The sequence below is a fragment of the Roseibacterium elongatum DSM 19469 genome, assembly GCF_000590925.1.
GTDB classification, from domain to species: domain Bacteria; phylum Pseudomonadota; class Alphaproteobacteria; order Rhodobacterales; family Rhodobacteraceae; genus Roseibacterium; species Roseibacterium elongatum.
In genome coordinates this window covers 174,917-194,069 of the sequence record NZ_CP004372.1, presented here as the reverse complement: position 1 = coordinate 194,069, position 19,153 = coordinate 174,917, and the positions used below count along the sequence as shown (strand labels likewise).

Sequence of the window (19,153 nt, the reverse complement as noted above, 5' to 3'; positions counted from 1 at the left end):
TTGCCATGGGCCGCCGTTCCGTGCTGTGCTGCACCTGCAAAAAACCGCGGAGAGGTGGGCATGAAGGTCGGAATCGTGGGGGCGGGCATGGTCGGATCGGCGGCGGGGTTTGCCCTGATCCAGCGCGGCCATGCGCGCGAGATCGTGTTCATCGATATCGACACCGCCCGCGCCCGCGCCGAGGCCGAGGATATCGCCCACGCCGTGCCTTTCGCCGCGCCGGCCCTCGTGCGCCATGGCGATTACGCCGATCTGGACGGGGCGGATGTGGTCATCCTGTCCTGCGGCGTGTCGCAAAAACCGGGCGAGACGCGGCTTGCCCTGCTGGAGCGCAACGCCGCCGTCTTTCGCGCCGTGGTGGGCGAGGTGATGGCCGTCTGCCCCGGTGCGATCCTGCTGGTCGCCTCGAACCCGGTGGACATCATGGGGCAGGTCACCGCGCGCATCTCGGGCCTGCCGCCGGGCCGCGTGATCGGGTCGGGCACGATCCTGGATACCGCGCGGTTTCGCTGGCTGATCGGGCGGCATCTGGGGATCTCGCCGCGCTCGGTCCATGCCTATGTGCTGGGCGAACATGGCGATAGCGAGGTTCTGGCCTGGTCGAACGCGCGGGCGGGGTCGGTCGCGCTGACCGATTTCGCGGCCCAGATCGGCGCGGCCCTGACGGCGGATGTGCGCGGGCGGATCGACACCGGCGTGCGCAATGCCGCCTACACGATCATCGAGGGCAAGGGCGCGACCTGGTACGGGATCGGCGGCGGGTTGGCCCGGATCGTCGGCGCCATCGCGGGGGACGAACAGGCGGTGCTGTCCGTCTCGACCGTCGAGGCCGAGGTTCTGGGCGTGCCCGATGTGGCCCTGTCGCTGCCCCGCCTGGTCGGCCGCGACGGCGTGTCGGCGACCCTGATGCCCGACCTGGACCGCGACGAGACCGAGGGGCTGCGCGCCTCGGCCGAGATCCTCAAGACCCTGGTCGAGAAGATCACGATCTGACCGGCGGCTCAGACCGTGTCGAGATACAGGTCCTGCTGCTCGTCCTTGGACAATTCGCCCATGTAGCGCAGTTCCTGCCGCTTGGTGGCGAGGAAGTTGCGGCGAATTTCGGGCGCGAAAATGCGCACGATCTCGGGGCTTTGGTCGAAGGCCTCGATCGCCTCGGCCCAGCTGGCGGGCAGTTGCGCGAGATCCTTGTCATAGGCGTTGCCGGTGATGGGGGCGGGTGGGGTCGCTTCATCCTCCATCCCGTTCAGCGCGGCGCCCAGCACGGCGGCGAGGAACAGGTAGGGGTTGATGTCGCCCCCCGCGACGCGGTGTTCGATCCGCCGCGCGGCGGGGCTGCCCGAGGGGACACGCAGGGCGGTGGTGCGGTTTTCATGCGCCCAGGCGATGCCGGTCGGCGCATGGGCGCCGGGCACCAGCCGGTCATAGCTGCCGGCATGCGGCGCAAAGACCAGCATCGAGCCGGGCATCGCCGCGATGCAGCCCGCGATGGCATGGCCAAGGCGCGCCGCGCCGCCCGCGCGGCGGTCGTCGAAGATGTTGTTGCCCCCCGCGTCCAGCACCGAGAAATGCGTGTGCAGCCCGTTACCGGAATAGTCTGGATAGGGTTTGGCCATGAAACTGGCGGCGAACCCGTGCTGACGCGCCAACCCCTTGACCGCGATCTTGAACAGCCACGCATCGTCGGCGGCCTTCAGCGCGTCGGCCTGATGCATCAGGTTAATCTCGAACTGACCCGGCCCGGCCTCGGAAATCGTGGTGTCGGCGGGAATGTCCATCGCCTCGCAGGCGTCGTAAAGCGCGGTGAAGAAATTGTCCCAGGCATCGAGCTGCCGCATGGCGAGGATTTCGGCCTGGTGGCGCCGCTTGCCCGAGCGGGGCGAGGGCGGCACGCGCAACTCGCGACCGCGGTCGTCGATCAGGTAGAATTCCATCTCGGTGGCGACCACGGGGGTCAGGCCGCGCTCGCCGTAGCGGGCGACGACGCGGGCCAGGGCCTGGCGCGGATCGCCGTCATAGGGGCGGCCGTCATGGTGGAACATCCAGATCGGCAGAAGGGCGGTCGGCGCATCCAGCCATGGCATCGGGACAAAGCCGCGCTCGGTCGGCATCAGGATGCCGTCGGGATCGCCCGCCTCGAAAACCAGGGGGCTGTCGTCGATATCCTCGCCCCAGATGTCGAGGTTCAGCACCGAATAGGGAAAGCGCGTCCCCTCGGCAATCGCCTTGTCGGCGTAGCGCCGCGCGATGCGTTTGCCGCGCGGCTGGCCGTTGAGGTCGGCGGCGGCGACGCGGATCGATTTGATCTGCGGATTGTCGTGAAGATAGGCTTCCATGCGCCGATATAGCTACCGGATCAGGGTCGGACGCAAGCGCAATCGCGGCCTCTGCTCGCCCGGCAGGTGGCGGTTCAGGTGGCGGTTCATCGCGCCGAACAGGGCGATGATGATCAGCGTGAAAATCACGAAATAGACCGCCACGATCGGGTAGGGGATGAAGGGGTTGAAGGTGCGATCCGCGAAATAATTGGCGTAATAGAGCGCGTCGCCCTTCTGCTGAAAGGCCGGAAAGGACGCGAAAAAGACCAGCGCCGTGGCGTGGAACAGAAAGATCGCCTCGTTCGTATAGGCAGGCCAGGCCAGGCGTAGCATCGTGGGAAAGGTGATGCGGCGGAACTTCTTCCAACCGGACAGTCCGTAGGCATCCGCCGCCTCGAGATCGCCGCGCGGCACCGCGCGCAGCGCGCCGTAGAAAATCTCGGCCGTGTAGGCCGAGGTGTTGAGAAACAGCACGATCAACGCCCCCAGCCAGGCGCGGGCGAACCAACGGGTCTCGGCCTCGATCATCACGCCGAACAGCTCGAACTCGATGCCGACGCGGGGCAGCATGACGAAGGCCTCGTAGGCCATGAAGAACTGGATGAAGAGGGGCGAGCCGCGGAAGACGAAGATGAACCATTCCGCCGGTTTGCGGATCAGCCGGCCCGGCGTGTTCTTGGCCACCGCCAGGAGCACCGCGAAGGCGAACCCGAAGAGGAGCGCTAGCACCGCGAAATAGACATTCCAGATCATGCCCGAGCCGATCAGCACCACCTGATCGCACAGCGTGATCTCGCCGCGCGGCAGCAGGCGCTCGCCATACCCCAGCGCGCGCAGACCATAGGATTGCAGGGCCTCGCCGCAGATCATGCCGCAGCCTTTCGCATGTCTTCGCCCGCCATGGTGGCCTGACCGTGCGACAGTTTCCGGGTCAGCCGCGCCAGCACGATTTCCGACACGCGTGTGAAGGCGAGGTAAAAGACCAGAAGCCCCAGGAAATACCAGAAGCGCCAGTCGGGATGCGGGTATTGATAGGCCCCGCTGCGGCTGCCGCCCAATTCGCGCGCCCAATAGACCACATCCTCGATGCCCAGCAGGAACAGAAGCGGCGTCGCCTTGATCAGGATCATCCAGATATTGGACAGGCCCGGCAGCGCGTAGACCCACCATCTGCGGCACAAGGATGCGCCAGAAGGTCTGGCGCCGCGTCATGCCGTAGGCTTCGGCGGTCTCAAGCTGCGCACGCGGCACGGCGCGCATGGCGCCGAACAGGACATTGCCGCAGAAGGCCCCGAAGACGATGGCATAGGTGAAGACCGCCAGCGCGAAATTGTAGACCTCGTGCACCCACTGCGGGCTGGTCGATTGCGGCGTGCGGGCCGCGTCGCAGACGATGAAATTCGCGCCCTGCCGGATCGGGTCGTCCCAGTCGGGGCAGGCGATCACGTGGCGCAGATACTCGATCCCCTGATCGAGGACGAGCACGAAGAACAGGAAGAAGACGATATCGGGCACGCCGCGTACCATCGCGGTATAGCCCTTGCCCAGCCAGCGCAGCGGCGCGACGGGGCTGCGCGCGCCGGCGGCGGCGAAGAACCCGAAGGCCAAAGCGATGGGCGCGGTCACGGCCAGCAGCGCGAACACCGTCAGAAAGCTTTGGTAGAACAGGACATGCGCCCCGTTGGTCAGGTAGCAGCTGAACCAACGAAAGGTCGAAAGCGTCTCGGGATCGGTGCAGAATTCGAACATCGGTCCACCGCCGATCTGTGGATAAGCCGGGCTTATCCACAGGCCGGGTCAAAAAATGCGACGGGGGGCAAGGTTTCCACCCCCCACCGCGATCGGGTCACCAGGTCACGGCGTCGTCGCCGAACCACTCGACGATCAGCGCGTTCAGCGTGCCGTCTTCCTTCATCGAGGTGATCGCCGCGTCGAAGGTCGCGATCAGGTCGTTGCCCTCGCGCAGGCCCATGCCGATGCCGCCGCCCAGGGCGACGGGGTCGCCGACGACCATCAGGTCGGGGTCGGAGCTCACGGCATCGAGCAGGAAGTCGGCATCGGCCAGAACGGCGTCGGCCTCGCCGTTGCGCACGGCGGCCACGGTTTCGTCGGGCGTTGCGAACTCGACCAGCACGGCCTCGGTCTCGGCGGCGATATAGCCCGCCTGGATGGTATTGGTCTGCGCCGCGATCACGCCGCCGCTCAGATCGACGTCCTCGTCCAGTGCCACGAAGATCGAGGGCGTCGGCGGGATGTAGGCTTGGGTGAAGTCGATCACCTCGTCGCGTTCGTCGGTGATGCTCATCCCGGCGATGATCGTGTCGTAATTGCCCGAGGTCAGGTTCGGGATGATCGAATCCCAATCGTTCAGGACCCATTCGCAGGTCAGCTCGGCGCGGGCGCACAGCTCGTCGCCAAGGGCGCGCTCGAAGCCGTCGATCTCGCCGTCATCGTTGATGAAGTTGTACGGAGGATAGGCGCCCTCGGTGCCCATGCGCACGACATCCTGGGCGGATGCCGCCCCGGCCATCAGGCCCAGAAGGGCGGTGGTCACGATCAGTTTTTTCATTCGGGTGGTCTCCCTGGTTGGGTTTGAAACGCCTCGGGCCTCGGTCAGGCGGCCTGACCATGGCTGAGGAACTGGCGAAGCCGCTCGGATTTCGGCGCGGCGAAAAGCTCGGAAGGGGGGCCTTCCTCTTCGATCTTGCCCTGGTGCAGGAACACGACGTGATCGCTGAGATCGCGCGCCATACGCATGTCATGGGTGACCAGGATCATGGTGCGCCCTTCCTCGGCCAGGGCGCGGATCACGCGCACGACCTCCTGTTCCAGTTCGGGGTCCAGCGCCGAGGTCGGCTCGTCGAAGAGCAGCGCGCGGGGCTGCATGCAAAGGGCGCGGGCGATGGCGGCGCGCTGCTGCTGCCCGCCCGACAGTTGCGCGGGCCAGGCATCGGCCTTGTCGCCGATGCCGACCTTGTCCAGCAGGGTGCGGGCGCGGTCCTCGACCTCGTCGCGATCCTCGCCCAGCACGGTCAGCGGCGCCTCCATCACGTTGTGCAGGATGGTCATGTGCGACCACAGGTTGAACTGCTGGAACACCATCGACAGGTTGGTGCGGATGCGGCGCACCTGCGCGGCGTCGGCGGGTTGGCGGCGATGGCCGCTGCCGCGCCAGGACACGGGTTCGCCCTCGAACCGGATGTCGCCTTGCTGGCTGTCCTCAAGCAGGTTGGCGCAGCGCAGAAGCGTCGATTTGCCAGATCCGGACGAGCCGATCAGCGACACCACGTCGCCCGCCTGCGCGGTCAGGTCCACGCCCCGCAGCACATCGAGTGCGCCGAAACTCTTGTGAAGCCCGGTGATCTGGATGACCGGCGGTGTCTGTTCTGTCACGTCTGGCAGCGTCCCTGTCGGTGTCTGGCGATTTGTGCCCATGAAGGCGGCAAATGCAACGGTCCTTTGCGCAATGACCTACGGGAAAGCGGTAGCCCTTGCCGTATTTCGCGGCGATTGCCTAATTCGGAGGCGCTGGTGGGATCGGCAAGGCGGTGTGCCGCGCCGGATCGGCGGGCGTGATGGCCCGGATGCCCAGGATCGCGCGGGCGGCGGGCGGCAGGGCGTTCAGCGCCTCGGCCAGGGCCGCGCGGTAGGGGGCGGGGTCCACATCGCCGGCAGTGATGTAGGCCAGACCGGGGCTGGAGGCGGTGCGCCCGATCACGCGCAGCGCCTGTGTCACGCCATCCCACCGGGTCAGCATGGCCCAGGTCACGGCGTCGATGGCGGCGAAATCGGCGCGCCCCTCGGCCACGGCATGGGCGCTGTCGCGATGCGCGCCCGTGGTCACGCAGCGCGCGGGGGCATAGCCATGGACCTGCATGTGCATCCAGGGCGCGCCCCAGCCCGAGTGGCTGTCGGCCGCGTTGATCGCCATCGTCGCGCCGTCGAAGGCCTGTGGCGTGGCGCGTGGATCGTCGGCGCGGGCGATGAGGCATGAATGGTAATCGCCCGGCGCGGTGCCCGGCAGGCCGAAATCGGCATGGGCGATCAGGGTGACGCGATCCTTGAAGGCGCTGCGGTAGGGCAGGTTGCAGATCTGCCCGAGCACCAGATCGGCGCGGCCCCAGGTCGCGTGGATCGGGGCGTCTTGCGACAGGGCGTCGGGCGCGTCGATGCCCCGCACGCGCAGGGCGTCGCGGATCCGCGCCCACCACGCATCATGCGCGTCCCGGTTCTCGGGCCGCAGGTACATCGGCAGTGACGCGATCATCGCTGCGCGTCTTCGACCCTCTTGCGGGCGAGATTCGAGTCGCGATCGTTGACGCCCAACATCGGCGCGACGAGGCGCAGCAGCGCGTCTTCCTCGTGGTCGCGCTCGCCATCGGCCAGCACGATGTCCCACATCGCCTCGACCACCTTTTCGCGCGCCTCGTAGGGGACCGAATCCTTGATGGCGCGGGTGAAGCGGACGGTGTCGGGGGCCTCGGCCTCCAACGCCTCGGCCTCGATGCGCAGGGCGGTGGCCGCGTCGGGCGAGAGGCCGTAGCGCTTTTGCAGGATGGCGGAGATGCGATCCTTCTCGACCTCGGCATAATCGTCATCGGAGCACGCGATGCGCACCAACAGCGCCGCGAGCGCAAGGCGGGCATCGTCGAAGGGCAGCGGATCGGGGTCGGGGGCCGTCAGGCGGCGCAGGATTTCCGTGAACATGCCCCCCGATATAGGCATGGCGGCGCGGTGAGGAAAGGCACCTGTCATGGCAGACGGATTTTCCCCGTGGCCACGGGCACGGCCGCGCCGGCCACGCGGATGGCGGACAGGGTTCTGCCCGCGACATCGGCAGCGAGGCGTAGCGACGAGGGGCGGCCCATCTCGACCCCCTGGCGCAGGTGCAGGGTGGTGGTGCCCTCGGGCAGGGCGCCATTGGCCAGAAGCTGCCCGGCAAGAAGCGCGGTCGCCGAGCCGGTGGCCGGGTCCTCGGGGATGCCGTCATCGGGGGCGAACATGCGCGCCTGCCAGTCGCAGCCCTCTCCCGGTGCGTAAAGGTACAAGCCGACGGCCGATCGGCCTGTGTCGTCGATGCCCGCCGCGCGCATCATGGCTGCCCAACCGGGTTGGCATGGGCTGGCGGCGGCCAGCGCGGCAAGGTCGGTCAGTTGCGCATAGAGAAAGGCCGGCCCGCCCTCGAACGCGCCGGGGGCGTGGGGGCCGATCCGGTCGGGGGCGAGGCCGATGGCCGCCGCGATGGTGGCGGCATCGGGCGCGGTGCCGATGGGGGCGGGGATGCGCGGGGCGGTGAACTCGGCCAGCGTGCCGTTTTCGGTGATGGCAACGGGAACAAGGCCCGCCCGTTCCTCGAGCGTGATCGTGCCGTTCTGCCCGCCCGCCAGATGCAGGGCGCAGCCGATGGTGGGGTGACCGGCAAAGGGGATCTCGGCGCCGGGCGTGAAGATGCGCACCTTGGCGGTATGGGCGGGGTCGTCGGGCGTCTGGACGAAGATGGTTTCGGACAGGTTGAACTGCCGCGCGAGGGTCTGCATCTGCGCGGTGCTCAGCCCGTCTGCGCCTTCGACGATGGCCAGCGGATTTCCGGCAAAGGGGGCGTCGGTGAAGACGTCATGGATGTGATAGCTGAGCATGTGCGCGCCTTTTGGGGATCGGACGTCAGGGAACAGGCTGGCGGGCGGCTTGGCAAGGGGCCGTTTTCAGGCCCGGACCTGTCGACAGGTCCGGTGGTGCCTTTGATTTGGCGTCTGTCTCGGGGGAAGAGCGCGCGGCCCGTCTGGCTGGTCGCAAGGATGGCGGCGCCGCCAAGGGGAGGTGTCCACACCCCGGAACCTCCGGGGGCCTTGAACCGGTTCGGTCGGCCCGCCGCCTAGGCCCTTTGGGGGCGGTCTTTGGCAGCAGCTGGGACCCTGATTTGCGGGCCGGGCGGTGTCAGCACCCGGCGGGACATGTCCATGACCGCAGAGACTGGCACGGATCGGTTAAGATCGGGTGAACGCAGGTTCCCTTTGACACGACTCACCTGTGCTCGTATTAAATGAACAAGTGTTCAATTAAGGGGAGGGCGAGGGCATGTTCATGGCCTCGATGAACTTTGATCTCGGCGACGACGTCAACGCGCTGCGCGAGATGGTGCATCGCTGGGCGCAGGAGCGGGTAAAGCCGCTGGCCGCCGAGACCGACAAATCCAACGCGTTTCCGAACGAGCTGTGGACCGAGATGGGCGAGTTGGGCCTTTTGGGCATCACGGTGGACGAGGCCTATGGCGGCGCCGGGATGGGATACCTGGCGCATACCATCGCGGTGGAGGAGATCAGCCGCGTCTCTGCCTCGATCGGGCTGAGCTACGGGGCGCATTCGAACCTCTGCGTCAACCAGATCAAGCTGAACGCGACTGAGGAGCAGAAGCAGAAGTACCTGCCCAAGCTGATCTCGGGCGAGCATGTCGGCGCGCTGGCCATGTCCGAGGCGGGCGCGGGCTCGGACGTGGTGGGCATGAAGCTGCGCGCCGAGAAGAAGAACGGCTATTACACGCTGAACGGCACGAAATACTGGATCACCAACGGCCCCGATGCAGACACGCTGGTGGTCTATGCCAAGACCGACCCCGAGGCGGGATCGCGCGGCATCACGGCCTTTCTCGTCGAAAAGGAGATGAAAGGGTTCTCGACCAGCCCGCATTTCGACAAGATGGGGATGCGCGGGTCGAACACGGCCGAACTGGTCTTCGAGGATGTCGAAGTGCCCTTCGAGAACGTGCTGGGCGAAGAGGGGCGCGGCGTGCGCGTGCTGATGTCGGGCCTCGATTACGAGCGCGTGGTTCTGTCGGGCGTCAATATCGGCATCATGGCCGGCTGCATGGACGAGATCATGCCCTACATGGCCGAGCGCAAGCAGTTCGGCCAGCCGGTCGGAAACTTTCAACTGATGCAGGGCAAGATCGCCGACATGTATGTCGCGCTGAACACCGCGCGGGCCTATGCCTACGAGGTCGCCAAGGCCTGCGATCGTGGCGAGGTCACGCGGCAGGATGCGGCGGGCTGCGTGCTTTATGCCTCGGAAGAGGGGATGAAGGTCGCGCATCAGGCGGTGCAGGCGATGGGCGGCGCGGGGTTCATGAATGACAGCCCCGTCAGCCGCATGTTCCGCGACGCCAAGCTGATGGAGATCGGGGCGGGCACGTCCGAGATCCGGCGCATGCTGGTGGGGCGTGAATTGATGGCGGCGATGGTCTGAGGCGATGGGCGGGCGGCGTGGCCTGATCCTGCCGCTGGCGGCGCTGTTGGCCTTTGTGGGCGCGCTGGGCGTGCTGCTGGGTCTCCGGGCCGCCCCGCCCGGCGAGACCGAGATCATCGAAGCCGTGGCGGCCGGCTACGTGGCCGAGACCGGTGGCGCGCGCACCGATTGCTTTGCACGCCCCTCGGCCCTGCCGGGGGTGCGGATGGTGGTGATCTGCGCGCCCGAGGGCGGGCGGGCAAGGGCCTATCCGGTGGATCGGCTGGGCCGTGCGGTGGAGATCGACGCGGACGCTCTGGAGGCGGAGCTGGGGACATGAGGCGCGGGGGAGGCGTGAGATGAGATTGAAATCGGCTCTGGTGACGGGATCGGACGAGGTGCGAGCGAACCGCGCCGCCCATCTCGAGGCTCTGTGCGTGATCGAGGAGGCCGCCGCGCTGGCCGCCGAGGGGGGCGGCGCGCGGGCGCGCGAGCGGCACTTGTCGCGGGGCAAGATGCTGCCGCGTGACCGGGTGGCCAACCTGCTCGATCCCGGCTCGCCGTTTCTGGAGGTGGGCGCGACGGCGGCGCATGGCCTCTATGACGGCGCGGCCCCGGCGGCGGGCGTGATCGCGGGCGTGGGCCGGGTGCAGGGCCGCGAGGTCATGGTGGTGTGCAACGACGCCACCGTGAAGGGCGGCACCTATTTCCCGATGACGGTGAAAAAGCACCTGCGCGCGCAAGAGATCGCCGAGGAGTGCCATCTGCCCTGCATTTATCTGGTGGACAGTGGCGGCGCCAACCTGCCGCAGCAGGACGAGGTCTTTCCCGACCGCGACCATTTCGGGCGGATTTTCTACAACCAGGCGCGGATGAGTGCGAAGGGGATCGCGCAGATCGCCGTCGTCATGGGCTCCTGCACGGCCGGGGGCGCCTATGTGCCCGCGATGTCGGACGTGACGATTATCGTGAAGGAACAGGGGACGATCTTTCTGGCCGGACCGCCGCTGGTCAAGGCCGCGACGGGCGAGGTGGTGACGGCCGAGGATCTGGGCGGCGGCGATGTGCATACGCGCCTGTCCGGGGTTGCCGACTATCTGGCCGAGGATGACGCGCATGCACTGGCCTTGGCGCGGCGGGCGGTCGGGTCGCTGAAAGGCGCAGGCGGCGGCGGGCTGAAGCCCGCCCTACAGGGGCGGCCCCCGGCCTACGATCCGGAGGAATTGTTCGACGTGGTTCCGGCGTCCCTGTCGACGCCCTATGACATCCGCGAGGTGATCGCGCGGGTGGTCGATGACAGCTGGTTCGACGAGTTCAAGCCGCGTTTCGGCGAGACGATCGTGACCGGGTTCGCCGAGGTGATGGGCCTGCCCGTCGGGATCATCGCCAACAATGGCGTGCTGTTCTCTGAGTCCGCGCAGAAGGCGGCGCATTTTGTCGAGCTGTGTTCGCAGCGCAAGATCCCGCTGGTGTTCCTGCAGAACATCACCGGGTTCATGGTGGGCCGCAAATACGAGAACGAAGGCATCGCGCGCCATGGCGCCAAGATGGTGACGGCGGTGGCCACGACCGCTGTGCCCAAGGTGACGATGCTGGTGGGCGGGTCGTTTGGGGCCGGGAATTACGGCATGGCGGGGCGGGCCTATTCGCCGCGCTTCCTGTGGACCTGGCCCAACAGCCGGATCAGCGTGATGGGCGGGGCGCAGGCGGCGGGTGTTCTGGCCACCGTCAAGCGCGACGCGATCGAGCGGGCGGGCGAGGCGTGGTCGCCCGAGGACGAGGCCGCGTTCAAGCGCCCGACCATCGAGATGTTCGAGCGCCAGTCGCATCCGCTCTATGCCTCGGCGCGGCTATGGGATGACGGGGTGGTGGACCCGCGCCGGTCGCGCGAGGTGCTGGGGCTGAGCCTGTCGGCGGCGCTGAACGCGCCCATCGAGGAGACACGCTTTGGCGTGTTTCGGATGTGACGGCGGCGCTGGACGCCCTGCGGCGGCGCTACCCGGGGGCCACGACCTACCGGTTCGGGGACGGCCCGGACTTGTGCGCCGAGCTGCTGGCCCTGGTACGGGCGGGCCGAAAGCGGGCGACCTGCAGCTCGGAGGCCGAGATCGCGGCGGGAGAGGCCGCACCGGTGGTGGGTCGGTGCGATATCGCGCTGGATTTCGACGATGTGCCGCAGCTGGTCACGCGGACGGTCGCGTTGGTGCCGCTGCGGTTTTGCGACATGACCGAGGAGATGGCGCTGCTGGAGGGCGAGGACGACAGCCTGGAGAGCTGGCGCGCGGGACATGAGCGGTACTATCGCCGGCTGGGCATTTTCGCCCCCGATATGCCGCTGATCTGGGAGCGGTTCGAGCTGGTCGAGGATCTGCGGGAGGGGCAGGCGTGAGCGCGCCCGGGCGGCACGGGGCGGCGCGCGGAGGTGCCGCCGGTTGTGCCTTTGGCATCGGTGGGAGCGAGGGGGCTGTCTGCCCCCTCGCGCTCCCCCGAGAGGTTTTTGGCCAAGATGAAGGTGCGGGTCGGGCGAGAGGGCCCGCGCGTCCGAGGGAGGGATGATGTTTCACAAGATCCTGATTGCGAACCGGGGCGAGATCGCCTGTCGTGTGATCGAGACGGCGCGGAAGCTGGGCGTGGGCACGGTGGCGGTCTTTTCCGACGCGGATGCCGGGGCGCGTCATGTGGCGATGGCCGATGAGGCGGTGCATATCGGCGGGCCACGCCCGGCGGACAGCTATTTGCGGGGCGATGCGATCATCGCTGCCGCGCAGGCCACCGGTGCGCAGGCGATCCATCCGGGCTATGGGTTCCTGTCCGAAAACCCCGATTTCGTGGAGGCGGTGGAGGCGGCGGGGCTGGTTTTCATCGGGCCGTCGGCCAAGGCAATCCGCGCGATGGGGCTGAAGGATGCGGCCAAGGCGCTGATGCAGGAGGCGGGCGTGCCGGTCGTGCCGGGCTATCACGGCGAAAACCAGGACCCCGAGCATCTGTCGGGGGCGGCGGATGCCATCGGCTACCCGGTCCTGATCAAGGCGGTTGCGGGGGGCGGCGGCAAGGGCATGCGCAAGGTGGATGCACCGGCGGGCTTCATGGAGGCGCTGGCGAGCGCCAAGGGGGAGGCGGCCACGGCATTCGGAAATGACGCGGTGTTGATCGAAAAATTCGTCGAGAAGCCGCGCCATATCGAGGTGCAGGTGTTCGGCGACGGGACGGATGCGGTGCATCTCTTCGAGCGGGATTGTTCGCTGCAGCGCCGCCACCAGAAGGTGATCGAGGAGGCGCCCGCCCCCGGCATGACCGAGGAGATGCGCGCCGAGATGGGGGCCGCCGCCGTGCGCGCCGCCGAGGCGATCGGCTATAGCGGGGCGGGGACGGTCGAGTTCATCGTCGATGCCAGTGCCGGTCTGCGGCCCGACCGGTTCTATTTCATGGAGATGAACACGCGGCTGCAGGTCGAACATCCGGTGACCGAGGCGATCACCGGCGTGGATCTGGTGGAGTGGCAGTTGCGCGTCGCCTCGGGCGAGGCGCTGCCCTGTGGCCAGGGGGATCTGTCGATCAGCGGCCATGCCTTCGAGGCGCGGCTTTATGCCGAGGATGTGCCGAAAGGGTTTCTGCCCGCGACGGGGCGGCTGGCGCATCTGCGCTTTCCCGGCGGGGTGCGGGCCGATACGGGCGTGCGGCCGGGCGACGAGATCAGCCCCTGGTACGACCCGATGATCGCCAAGCTGACGGTGCATGGGCCGACGCGCGCGGCGGCGTTACGGCAACTCGATCACGCCCTGGCCGAGACCGAGGTGGCCGGGTCCGTCACCAATCTGACCTTTCTGCGGCGGTTGGCCACGCATGAGGGCTTTGCGGCCGGCGACGTGGATACCGGGTTGATCGACCGCGATGTCGCGGCCTTGTCGGCGGAGGTTTCGGCGGCGCCGGATGCGATCCGGCTGGCCCTGGCGGGGGCGGTGCTGGGCGCGGGCGATGGCGACGCGGCGGCGGGGTTCACGCTGTGGGCGGCGCTGGACCGGGCCGTGTGCCTGGCCGAGGGCGATGTGCTGCATGAGGGCCGGGTCGCGGTTTTGGGGAGCGGGCGCGCGCGCGTCACGACCGAGGACGGGGCCGTCACCGTGGCCCGTGACGGGGAGCGGTGGTCGATCGATGGGCAGGCGGTGCCGGCGCGCGTCGTTTCCCATGAGGCCGGTCTGTCGGTGTTCCAGGGCGAGGCCGCGCATTTCACTATCCCCGACCCGCTGGACGTGGCCGCCGGGCCGGGGGCGGCGGCGGGCCGGATCGAGGCGCCGATGCCCGGGCTGGTCAAGACCGTGTTGGTCGCGCCGGGGCAGGCCGTGGCGGCGGGCGACCGGTTGGCGGTGCTGGAGGCGATGAAGATGGAGCATGCGTTGGTCGCCGGGCGCGATGGTGTCGTGGCCGAGGTTCTGGTGGCCGAGGGCGCGCAGGTCGAGGCGGGGGCCGCGCTGATCGTGCTGGAAGACGAAGCGGAGAGCGCGGCATGATCCGGCTGCATCATGTGCCGCAGAGCCGCTCGATGCGGACCTTCTGGTTGCTGCATGAAATGGGCGTGGAGTTCGAGGTGGTGCAATGGCCCTTCGACAAGTCGCTGCGCAGCCCCGAATACCTGGCGCTGAACCCGGCGGGTCGCGTGCCCGCGCTGGAGATGGACGGGCGCACGATCTGGGAGACGGGTGCGATCACCGAGGCGTTGTGCGAGCGGTTCCCCGACAGCGCCATGGGCCGGATGCCGGGCGATGCGGAGCGGATCGACTGGCTGATCTGGGTGCATTTTTCCGAGACACTGAGCCAGCATGTGGCGGCGCTGACCCAGCAGCACCTGATGCTTTACGACGACGCGATGCGCAGCCCGGTGGTCATGAAGCTGGAGGCGAGGCGGATCGAGAAATGCTATGCCGCGATCGAGGGGCGGCTGGAGGGGCGCGACTATCTGCTCGACGGTGGGTTCTCGGCCGCCGATGTCAGCGTGGGGCAGGCGGTGTACATGGCGCGCCATTTCGCACCGCTCGAGGCTTTCCCGCGCCTCGCGGCGTGGTATGCGCGGATCACGGCGCGGCCCGGCTTTATCGCCAGCCTGCCGGTCGAGGATGCCGAGCGGCTGTATACGCGCGACTATTATGAACCCTGGGAGGGGTGAGATGCCGGAGTTCGTCGAGATTTTCGAGGTCGGGCCGCGTGACGGGTTGCAGAACGAAAAGCGCCTGATCCCGACGGCGGAAAAGGTGGCGCTGGTCGACCTGTTGAGCCGCGCGGGGTTTCGCCGGATCGAGGTGGCCAGTTTCGTCAGCCCCAAATGGGTGCCGCAGATGGCCGACAGTGCCGAGGTTCTGGCCGGGATCGCGCGGGCGCCGGGCGTGTCCTATGCCGCGCTGACGCCCAACATGAAAGGCTACGAGCGCGCCCGCGCGGCGCGAGCCGACGAGGTGGCGATTTTCGGTGCGGCCTCCGAGGGGTTCAGCCGCGCCAATATCAATGCCAGCATCGAGGAAAGCCTGGCGCGCTTTGCCCCCGTGGCCGAGGCCGCGCGGGCCGATGGCGTGCCGGTGCGGGGCTATATCTCGTGCGTCACCGATTGCCCCTATGACGGGGCGGTGGCCCCGGCCTCGGTCGCGCGGGTGGCGGCACGCTTGCGCGCCATGGGCTGCTACGAGATCTCGCTGGGCGACACGATCGGGCAGGGCACGCCCGAGGCGGTCGATGCGATGCTGTCCGCCGTGTTGGGCGAGGTGCCGCCAGACATGCTGGCGGGGCATTTTCATGACACCGCCGGCCGCGCACTCGACAATATCGAGGTGGCACTGGGTCGGGGCCTGCGGGTCTTCGATGCTGCCGTGGGCGGTTTGGGCGGGTGCCCCTATGCGCCGGGGGCGGCGGGCAATGTGGCGACCGAGGCGGTGGCGCGCCGTCTGGCCGATCTGGGCCATGAAACCGGGCTGAGCCTGTCGGTGATCGAACAGGCGGCGGCCATGGCGCGGGCCATGCGCGCGCCGCGCGATGAGGGAGAGACGGGATGACCGAGACGATCCGGATCGAGGTGGACGCACGCGGGGTGGCGACGCTGACGCTGGCGCGCCCCGACAAGCACAACGCGATGAATGCCGCCATGATCGCAGACCTGACCGAGGCCGCCGTACGGCTGGGCCGCGACCCGGCGGTGCGGGTGGTCGTTCTGACCGGCGAGGGGCGCAGTTTCTGTGCCGGGGGCGATCTGGGCTGGATGAAGGACCAGATGCAGGCCGATGCCGAGACCCGGGCCCGCGAGGCCCGCAGCCTGGCCGAGATGCTGGGCGCGCTCGACCGGATGCCGAAACCCCTGATCGGGCGGGTGCAGGGCCAGAGCTTTGGCGGCGGCGTGGGGTTGATGAGCGTGTGCGACGTGGCGATCGGGGTTGCGGGCGCCAAGATGGGTTTGACCGAGGTGCGTCTCGGCCTGATCCCGGCCACCATCGGCCCCTATGTCGTGGCGCGGATGGGGGCGGCCAATGCGCGGCGGGTGTTCTTTTCGGGGCGGGTCTTTGCCGCCGAGGAGGCGGTGGCGTTGGGCCTTTTGGCGCACACGGTATCGGCCGACGACCTGGACGCGGCGATCGAGGCCGAGATCGCGCCATATCTGTCGGCCGCGCCCGGCGCGGTCGCCGCAGGCAAGGCGCTGGTCGCCGATCTGGCCGCGCCGCTGGACGAGGCGCAGGTGTCGCTGTCGATCGACGCGCTGGTCGCCCGCTGGGAAGGCGACGAGGCGGCCGAGGGGATCGGCGCGTTTTTCGACAAGCGCAAAGCGCGCTGGGCCGAGAGCGGAGCGGGGGGCTGAGCGGGGGGCTGCGGCGCGGGGGATCGACCCCCTTGCCGCAGCGCGCCCCCGGCGGGAGTATTTGACCCAAGAAGAAGGGGCACCTTCGGAGCGGGACCGGAAAGGGCGGTGGCATGCGTGCGGTTTGGTATGAACGCTTCGGCGCGGCGGCGGAGGTTCTGACCCTCGGCGAGATGCCGGACCCGGTGGCGGGCCCCGGCGAGGTGCTGGTGCGCCTGCGAGCCACTGGGATCAACCCGTCGGACGTGAAACTGCGCGCAGGCGCGCGGCCCGGCGCCGAGATGGCCTATCCGCGCGTCATTCCGCATTCGGACGGGGCGGGCGTGATCGAGGCCGTCGGCGAAGGCGTCGATGCCGCCCGTCTGGGCGAGCGTGTCTGGATCTGGAACGCAGGCTGGCAACGCGCCTTCGGCACGGCGGCGGAGTATGCCGCGCTGCCCGCCGCGCAGGCGGTGCGCCTGCCCGAGGGGACGGGCTTTGGCGAAGGGGCCTGTCTGGGCATTCCGGCGATGACGGCATGGTATGCCGTCTGCGGCGACGGACCGGTGGCGGGGCAGACGGTGCTGGTGACGGGCGGGGCCGGAACGGTCGGGCGCTATGCCTGCCAGATGGCGGAACTGTCCGGCGCGCGGGTCATCACCACGGTGTCCTCCAAGGAAAAGGCCGCCCATTCCGGGGCCGGGGACTGGGTGAATTACCGCGAGGCGGACGTGGTTCAGGCGGTGATGGACCTGACCTATGGCGCGGGCGTGGACCGCATCGTCGAGGTGGATTTTGCCGCGAACCAGGACGCGTCCCTCGCGCTGCTCAAACCGGGCGGCACCATCGCCGCCTATGCCTCGGCCAGCGAGATGGCCCCGGTGCTGGAGTTCTACCCGTTCATGTTCCGCGACATTCGCCTGCATATGCTGATCGTCTATCAACTGGCGGGCGAGGCGCGGCGCATGGGCGAGGCGCAGTTGACCACGTGGCTGGAGGCCGGCGCGCTGAGCCATGCCGTGGTGTCGGGTGGCGGGCTGGCCGACTGCGCGGCGGCGCATGATCTGGTCGCCTCGGGCGACAAGCTGGGCACGGTGGTGCTGGACATCTGACGCGCGCTTGCTAGCCTTCGTCGCACGCCCCCGCGGGAGGGAACGGGGCGCGCGAGGGAGGACAGCCAGATGACGATTTTTCCGAGCCTTCACGGCACGGTCGAGGTGCCGCGCATCTCGATCACCGAGCGGCTTTTCCAGGGCCTTGCGCCGCGCGCCGACGCCGTCGCGATGATCGACGGCCCCACCGGGCGCGAGGTGACGGCCGGTGCGCTGATGGAGGGGATCCAGCGGCTGGCTGGCGGGCTGACCGAGCGCGACATCCTGCCCGGCGGCACGGTGGCCCTGCTGGCGCCCAACATCCCCGAATACGCGGTGGTGTTTCACGGCGTCGCCTGGGGCGGTGGCACGGTGACGACGTTGAACCCGACCTACACCGCGCCCGAAATCCAGCATCAGTTGCAGGATGCGGGGGCCTCGGTTCTGGTCACCATCCCGATGTTCGAGGAGGTCGCCCGCGCCGGGATGGCGGGCACGGGCGTGCGGCACCTGATCGTGATCGGGGGCGGCGGCGAGGGGAGCCTGTCGCTGGAGGACGTGATGGGCGCGCCGCTGACGGCGCAGGCGCCTGTGGATCTGGACGCGCATATCGTCGTTCTGCCCTATTCTTCGGGCACGACGGGCCGGCCCAAGGGCGTGATGCTGACCCATGCCAATCTGGTGGCCAACCTGACCCAGTCCGGCGCGGTGGCCGGGATCACGCCGTCGGATACGGCGGTGGCCTTTCTGCCGTTCTTCCACATCTACGGCATGACGGTGTTGATGAACCTGTTCCTCGCGCAGCAGGCCAGGTTGGTGACGATGCCGCGCTTCGATCTGGAACAGTTCCTGGGCCTGATCCAGACCCACAAGGCCACGCGCCTGTATATCGTGCCGCCCGTGGCGCTGGCGCTGGCCAAGCATCCGTTGGTGGACCGGTTCGACCTGTCCAGCGTCGAGGAGATCTTTTCCGGCGCGGCGCCCCTCGGCCCGGAAACCGAGGCGGCGGTGGGCGCGCGGTTCGGCGCGGTGTCGGTGCAAGGCTACGGCATGACCGAGATGTCGCCCATCAGCCACATGACCGTCGGCGGCAATGTGCGCCACGGCTCCAGCGGGCAGGCCGTGCCCTCGACCGAGTGCCGGATCGTGGACCCGGCGACGGGGCGCGACCTCGGGCCGGGCGAGGAGGGCGAGCTGTGGGTGCGCGGCCCGCAGGTGATGAAGGGCTACCTCAACAACCTCGACGCCACGGCCGAGACGCTGGTCGAGGGGGGCTGGCTGCGCACCGGCGATCTGGCGGTAATCGACGCCGAGGGCTTCATGTCGATCCGCGACCGCCTGAAGGAGTTGATCAAGTTCAAGGGCTTTGCCGTGGCCCCGGCCGAGGTCGAGGCCGCCCTGATCGCCCATCCGGGCATCGTGGACGCCGCCGTGATCGGCCGCCCCAGCGAAGAGGCGGGCGAAGAGCCCGTGGCCTTCGTGGTGCGCGCGCCGGACGCCGAGGTCGACGCTCCGGCCTTGCAGGCCCATTGCGAGGGGTGCCTGGCCCATTACAAGCACCCGGCCGAGTACCGCTTTGTCGACAGCGTGCCGAAATCGGCCAGCGGCAAGATCCTGCGCCGTGAATTGCGCGATGCGATCAAGGCCGAAATGGACTGATGCGCGCGTGCCCATGGCTGACCGCGTGCATCAAATGGCCCGTTTGACGCAGGTGC

At 68.5% G+C, this 19,153-nt stretch carries 18 protein-coding genes and 1 pseudogene; 11 read left to right on the top strand and 8 right to left on the bottom strand.

Translation table 11 applies throughout. From position 1 onward, the window contains the following. The first annotated feature begins 60 nt into the window (after positions 1–60). Positions 61–993 (top strand): L-lactate dehydrogenase, encoded by a 933-nt coding sequence (locus ROSELON_RS01000; protein WP_025310600.1) that lies wholly within the window; start codon positions 61–63, stop codon positions 991–993. 8 nt (positions 994–1,001) lie between these two features. On the opposite strand, the gene ROSELON_RS00995 is transcribed toward ROSELON_RS01000, so the two are convergent. The 8 genes and pseudogenes from ROSELON_RS00995 to ROSELON_RS00965 all read right to left on the bottom strand — a co-directional run bounded on the left by ROSELON_RS00995 (position 1,002) and on the right by ROSELON_RS00965 (position 7,954). Continuing rightward, a complete protein-coding gene (locus ROSELON_RS00995; RefSeq protein ID WP_025310599.1) occupies positions 1,002–2,336 on the bottom strand; it encodes a glutamine synthetase family protein in 1,335 nt (444 codons plus the stop codon). Positions 2,337–2,348: 12 nt separating this feature from the next. Continuing rightward, complete coding sequence (locus tag ROSELON_RS00990) at positions 2,349–3,188, bottom strand: ABC transporter permease (protein WP_025310598.1); 840 nt, start codon at positions 3,186–3,188, stop codon at positions 2,349–2,351. Beyond that, positions 3,185–4,067 (bottom strand): annotated as a pseudogene (locus ROSELON_RS17675) (ABC transporter permease). The gene ROSELON_RS00990 and the pseudogene ROSELON_RS17675 overlap by 4 nt, the downstream one beginning before the upstream one ends. 97 nt (positions 4,068–4,164) lie before the next feature. Further along, a complete protein-coding gene (locus ROSELON_RS00985; RefSeq protein ID WP_025310597.1) occupies positions 4,165–4,887 on the bottom strand; it encodes a transporter substrate-binding domain-containing protein in 723 nt (240 codons plus the stop codon). A 44-nt stretch (positions 4,888–4,931) separates the two neighbouring features. Continuing rightward, positions 4,932–5,711, bottom strand: a complete 780-nt coding sequence (locus ROSELON_RS00980; RefSeq protein ID WP_025310596.1) for an ABC transporter ATP-binding protein — start codon at positions 5,709–5,711, stop codon at positions 4,932–4,934. Positions 5,712–5,832: 121 nt separating this feature from the next. Then, on the bottom strand, positions 5,833–6,585 hold the full coding sequence (locus ROSELON_RS00975) for a phosphate/phosphite/phosphonate ABC transporter substrate-binding protein (RefSeq protein WP_025310595.1): 753 nt from the start codon (positions 6,583–6,585) through the stop codon (positions 5,833–5,835). Next, positions 6,582–7,025 carry a tellurite resistance TerB family protein gene (locus tag ROSELON_RS00970; protein WP_025310594.1) on the bottom strand — a complete coding sequence of 148 codons (444 nt, stop codon included), beginning with the start codon at positions 7,023–7,025 and terminating at the stop codon, positions 6,582–6,584. Before ROSELON_RS00970 ends, ROSELON_RS00975 begins: the two co-directional genes overlap by 4 nt. Before the next feature lie 44 nt (positions 7,026–7,069). Beyond that, positions 7,070–7,954 (bottom strand): PhzF family phenazine biosynthesis protein, encoded by an 885-nt coding sequence (locus ROSELON_RS00965; RefSeq protein ID WP_025310593.1) that lies wholly within the window; start codon positions 7,952–7,954, stop codon positions 7,070–7,072. A 439-nt stretch (positions 7,955–8,393) separates the two neighbouring features. On the opposite strand from ROSELON_RS00965, the gene ROSELON_RS00960 reads away from it, so the two are divergent. The 10 genes from ROSELON_RS00960 to ROSELON_RS00915 all read left to right on the top strand — a co-directional run bounded on the left by ROSELON_RS00960 (position 8,394) and on the right by ROSELON_RS00915 (position 19,097). Further along, entirely contained in the window at positions 8,394–9,557 is a 1,164-nt protein-coding gene (locus ROSELON_RS00960; protein ID WP_025310592.1) for an isovaleryl-CoA dehydrogenase, read from the top strand. 4 nt (positions 9,558–9,561) lie between these two features. Beyond that, entirely contained in the window at positions 9,562–9,876 is a 315-nt protein-coding gene (locus tag ROSELON_RS00955; RefSeq protein ID WP_025310591.1) for a hypothetical protein, read from the top strand. Positions 9,877–9,895: 19 nt separating this feature from the next. Further along, entirely contained in the window at positions 9,896–11,503 is a 1,608-nt protein-coding gene (locus ROSELON_RS00950) for a carboxyl transferase domain-containing protein (protein WP_025310590.1), read from the top strand. Then, the gene (locus ROSELON_RS00945; protein WP_025310589.1) at positions 11,500–11,925 is read left to right on the top strand and encodes an ASCH domain-containing protein; all 426 of its coding nucleotides are present in this window, start codon (positions 11,500–11,502) and stop codon (positions 11,923–11,925) included. The genes ROSELON_RS00950 and ROSELON_RS00945 overlap by 4 nt, the downstream gene beginning before the upstream one ends. A 166-nt stretch (positions 11,926–12,091) precedes the next feature. Next, complete coding sequence (locus ROSELON_RS00940; RefSeq protein WP_025310588.1) at positions 12,092–14,044, top strand: ATP-binding protein; 1,953 nt, start codon at positions 12,092–12,094, stop codon at positions 14,042–14,044. Further along, positions 14,041–14,697, top strand: coding sequence for a glutathione S-transferase family protein (locus tag ROSELON_RS00935; RefSeq protein ID WP_025310587.1), 657 nt, complete (start codon positions 14,041–14,043; stop codon positions 14,695–14,697). Before ROSELON_RS00940 ends, ROSELON_RS00935 begins: the two co-directional genes overlap by 4 nt. A gap of 1 nt (position 14,698) precedes the next feature. Further along, a complete protein-coding gene (locus tag ROSELON_RS00930; RefSeq protein ID WP_025310586.1) occupies positions 14,699–15,574 on the top strand; it encodes a hydroxymethylglutaryl-CoA lyase in 876 nt (291 codons plus the stop codon). After that, positions 15,571–16,368 (top strand): crotonase/enoyl-CoA hydratase family protein, encoded by a 798-nt coding sequence (locus ROSELON_RS00925; protein ID WP_025310585.1) that lies wholly within the window; start codon positions 15,571–15,573, stop codon positions 16,366–16,368. Before ROSELON_RS00930 ends, ROSELON_RS00925 begins: the two co-directional genes overlap by 4 nt. A 113-nt stretch (positions 16,369–16,481) precedes the next feature. Then, positions 16,482–17,459, top strand: coding sequence for an NADPH:quinone reductase (locus ROSELON_RS00920; protein ID WP_025310584.1), 978 nt, complete (start codon positions 16,482–16,484; stop codon positions 17,457–17,459). Positions 17,460–17,528: 69 nt separating this feature from the next. After that, complete coding sequence (locus ROSELON_RS00915; RefSeq protein ID WP_025310583.1) at positions 17,529–19,097, top strand: AMP-binding protein; 1,569 nt, start codon at positions 17,529–17,531, stop codon at positions 19,095–19,097. The last annotated feature ends 56 nt before the right edge of the window (positions 19,098–19,153 follow it).

Bases quoted from the DNA above. Each gene is read 5' to 3' on its own strand.
- ROSELON_RS00955 (WP_025310591.1), top strand. From the start codon at position 9,562: ATGGGCGGGCGGCGTGGCCTGATCCTGCCGCTGGCGGCGCTGTTGGCC.
- ROSELON_RS00965 (WP_025310593.1), bottom strand. From the start codon at position 7,954: ATGCTCAGCTATCACATCCATGACGTCTTCACCGACGCCCCCTTTGCC.
- ROSELON_RS00920 (WP_025310584.1), top strand. From the start codon at position 16,482: ATGCGTGCGGTTTGGTATGAACGCTTCGGCGCGGCGGCGGAGGTTCTG.
- ROSELON_RS00950 (WP_025310590.1), top strand. From the start codon at position 9,896: ATGAGATTGAAATCGGCTCTGGTGACGGGATCGGACGAGGTGCGAGCG.
- ROSELON_RS00970 (WP_025310594.1), bottom strand. From the start codon at position 7,025: ATGTTCACGGAAATCCTGCGCCGCCTGACGGCCCCCGACCCCGATCCG.
- ROSELON_RS01000 (WP_025310600.1), top strand. From the start codon at position 61: ATGAAGGTCGGAATCGTGGGGGCGGGCATGGTCGGATCGGCGGCGGGG.
- ROSELON_RS00985 (WP_025310597.1), bottom strand. From the start codon at position 4,887: ATGAAAAAACTGATCGTGACCACCGCCCTTCTGGGCCTGATGGCCGGG.
- ROSELON_RS00935 (WP_025310587.1), top strand. From the start codon at position 14,041: ATGATCCGGCTGCATCATGTGCCGCAGAGCCGCTCGATGCGGACCTTC.
- ROSELON_RS00940 (WP_025310588.1), top strand. From the start codon at position 12,092: ATGTTTCACAAGATCCTGATTGCGAACCGGGGCGAGATCGCCTGTCGT.
- ROSELON_RS00990 (WP_025310598.1), bottom strand. From the start codon at position 3,188: ATGATCTGCGGCGAGGCCCTGCAATCCTATGGTCTGCGCGCGCTGGGG.
- ROSELON_RS00975 (WP_025310595.1), bottom strand. From the start codon at position 6,585: ATGATCGCGTCACTGCCGATGTACCTGCGGCCCGAGAACCGGGACGCG.
- ROSELON_RS00925 (WP_025310585.1), top strand. From the start codon at position 15,571: ATGACCGAGACGATCCGGATCGAGGTGGACGCACGCGGGGTGGCGACG.
- ROSELON_RS00995 (WP_025310599.1), bottom strand. From the start codon at position 2,336: ATGGAAGCCTATCTTCACGACAATCCGCAGATCAAATCGATCCGCGTC.
- ROSELON_RS00960 (WP_025310592.1), top strand. From the start codon at position 8,394: ATGTTCATGGCCTCGATGAACTTTGATCTCGGCGACGACGTCAACGCG.
- ROSELON_RS00930 (WP_025310586.1), top strand. From the start codon at position 14,699: ATGCCGGAGTTCGTCGAGATTTTCGAGGTCGGGCCGCGTGACGGGTTG.
- ROSELON_RS00915 (WP_025310583.1), top strand. From the start codon at position 17,529: ATGACGATTTTTCCGAGCCTTCACGGCACGGTCGAGGTGCCGCGCATC.